The 3,203-nt window shown below is 57.1% G+C and carries 1 rRNA gene; it reads right to left on the minus strand.

Annotated elements, in window-relative coordinates:
* Window positions 1-22: 22 nt before the first annotated feature.
* Window positions 23-3,146 (minus strand): 23S ribosomal RNA (locus BU52_RS32560).
* Window positions 3,147-3,203 lie beyond the last annotated feature (57 nt).

Here is a 3,203-nt window from a genome sequence, read left to right on the forward strand (position 1 = left end):
AACACAGTGGACGCGAGCAACTGAGGACAAGCCCTCGGCCTATTAGTACCGGTCACCTCCACACGTTACCGTGCTTCCAGATCCGGCCTATCAACCCAGTCGTCTACTGGGAGCCTTACCCCATCAAGTGGGTGGGAGTCCTCATCTCGAAGCAGGCTTCCCGCTTAGATGCTTTCAGCGGTTATCCCTCCCGAACGTAGCCAACCAGCCATGCCCTTGGCAGAACAACTGGCACACCAGAGGTTCGTCCGTCCCGGTCCTCTCGTACTAGGGACAGCCCTTCTCAAGACTCCTACGCGCACAGCGGATAGGGACCGAACTGTCTCACGACGTTCTAAACCCAGCTCGCGTACCGCTTTAATGGGCGAACAGCCCAACCCTTGGGACCGACTCCAGCCCCAGGATGCGACGAGCCGACATCGAGGTGCCAAACCATCCCGTCGATATGGACTCTTGGGGAAGATCAGCCTGTTATCCCCGGGGTACCTTTTATCCGTTGAGCGACGGCGCTTCCACAAGCCACCGCCGGATCACTAGTCCCGACTTTCGTCCCTGCTCGACCCGTCGGTCTCACAGTCAAGCTCCCTTGTGCACTTACACTCAACACCTGATTGCCAACCAGGCTGAGGGAACCTTTGGGCGCCTCCGTTACTCTTTAGGAGGCAACCGCCCCAGTTAAACTACCCATCAGACACTGTCCCTGATCCGGATCACGGACCCAGGTTAGACATCCAGCACGACCAGACTGGTATTTCAACGACGACTCCACAACCACTGGCGTGGCCGCTTCAAAGTCTCCCAGCTATCCTACACAAGCCGAACCGAACACCAATATCAAACTGTAGTAAAGGTCCCGGGGTCTTTCCGTCCTGCTGCGCGAAACGAGCATCTTTACTCGTAGTGCAATTTCACCGGGCCTATGGTTGAGACAGTCGAGAAGTCGTTACGCCATTCGTGCAGGTCGGAACTTACCCGACAAGGAATTTCGCTACCTTAGGATGGTTATAGTTACCACCGCCGTTTACTGGCGCTTAAGTTCTCAGCTTCGCCCCGACGAATCAGAGCTAACCGGTCCCCTTAACGTTCCAGCACCGGGCAGGCGTCAGTCCGTATACATCGCCTTACGGCTTCGCACGGACCTGTGTTTTTAGTAAACAGTCGCTTCTCGCTGGTCTCTGCGGCCACCCCCAGCTCAGGATGTAAAACCCATCACCGGATGTGGCCCCCCTTCTCCCGAAGTTACGGGGGCATTTTGCCGAGTTCCTTAACCATAGTTCACCCGAACGCCTCGGTATTCTCTACCTGACCACCTGAGTCGGTTTAGGGTACGGGCCGCCATGAAACTCGCTAGAGGCTTTTCTCGACAGCATAGGATCATCCACTTCACCACAATCGGCTCGGCATCAGGTCTCAGACTATATGCCAGGCGGATTTACCTACCTGACGTCCTACACCCTTACCCCGGGACAACCACCGCCCGGGATGGACTACCTTCCTGCGTCACCCCATCACTCACCTACTACCAGCTCGGGTCACCGGCTCCACCACTCCGACCTCGTCCGAAGACTCAGCCGACGGCTTCACGGGCTTAGCATCACTGGATTCGATGTTTGACGCTTCACAGCGGGTACCGGAATATCAACCGGTTATCCATCGACTACGCCTGTCGGCCTCGCCTTAGGTCCCGACTTACCCTGGGCAGATCAGCTTGACCCAGGAACCCTTAGTCAATCGGCGCACACGTTTCTCACGTGTGAATCGCTACTCATGCCTGCATTCTCACTCGTGAACCGTCCACAACTGCCTTCCGGCGCTGCTTCACCCGGCACACGACGCTCCCCTACCCATCACGATCCCCGTTGGGGGTACATATCGCAATGACACGACTTCGGCGGTACGCTTGAGCCCCGCTACATTGTCGGCGCGGAATCACTAGACCAGTGAGCTATTACGCACTCTTTCAAGGGTGGCTGCTTCTAAGCCAACCTCCTGGTTGTCTCTGCGACTCCACATCCTTTCCCACTTAGCGTACGCTTAGGGGCCTTAGTCGATGCTCTGGGCTGTTTCCCTCTCGACCATGGAGCTTATCCCCCACAGTCTCACTGCCGCGCTCTCACTTACCGGCATTCGGAGTTTGGCTAAGGTCAGTAACCCGGTAGGGCCCATCGCCTATCCAGTGCTCTACCTCCGGCAAGAAACACACGACGCTGCACCTAAATGCATTTCGGGGAGAACCAGCTATCACGGAGTTTGATTGGCCTTTCACCCCTAACCACAGGTCATCCCCCAGGTTTTCAACCCTGGTGGGTTCGGTCCTCCACGAAGTCTTACCTCCGCTTCAACCTGCCCATGGCTAGATCACTCCGCTTCGGGTCTTGAGCGTGCTACTGAATCGCCCTGTTCGGACTCGCTTTCGCTACGGCTTCCCCACCCGGGTTAACCTCGCAACACACCGCAAACTCGCAGGCTCATTCTTCAAAAGGCACGCAGTCACGACGCAAGGACAAGTCCTTGCGCGACGCTCCCACGGCTTGTAGGCACACGGTTTCAGGTACTATTTCACTCCGCTCCCGCGGTACTTTTCACCATTCCCTCACGGTACTATCCGCTATCGGTCACCAGGGAATATTTAGGCTTAGCGGGTGGTCCCGCCAGATTCACACGGGATTTCTCGGGCCCCGTGCTACTTGGGTGTCTCTCAAACGAGCCGCTGACGTTTCGACTACGGGGGTCTTACCCTCTACGCCGGACCTTTCGCATGTCCTTCGCCTACATCAACGGTTTCTGACTCGTCCTGTTGCCGGCAGACAACAGAAGAGAGATCCCACAACCCCGCATGCGCAACCCCTGCCGGGTCTCACACGCATACGGTTTGGCCTCATCCGGTTTCGCTCGCCACTACTCCCGGAATCACGGTTGTTTTCTCTTCCTGCGGGTACTGAGATGTTTCACTTCCCCGCGTTCCCTCCACTTGCCCTATGTGTTCAGGCAAGGGTGACAGCCCATGACGACTGCCGGGTTTCCCCATTCGGACACCCCCGGATCAAAGCCTGGTTGACGACTCCCCGGGGCCTATCGTGGCCTCCCACGTCCTTCATCGGTTCCTGGTGCCAAGGCATCCACCGTGCGCCCTTAAAAACTTGGCCACAGATGCTCGCGTCCACTGTGCAGTTCTCAAACAACGACCAACCACCCATCACCCC

This window comes from Streptomyces toyocaensis (assembly GCF_000725125.1).
GTDB classification, from domain to species: domain Bacteria; phylum Actinomycetota; class Actinomycetes; order Streptomycetales; family Streptomycetaceae; genus Streptomyces; species Streptomyces toyocaensis.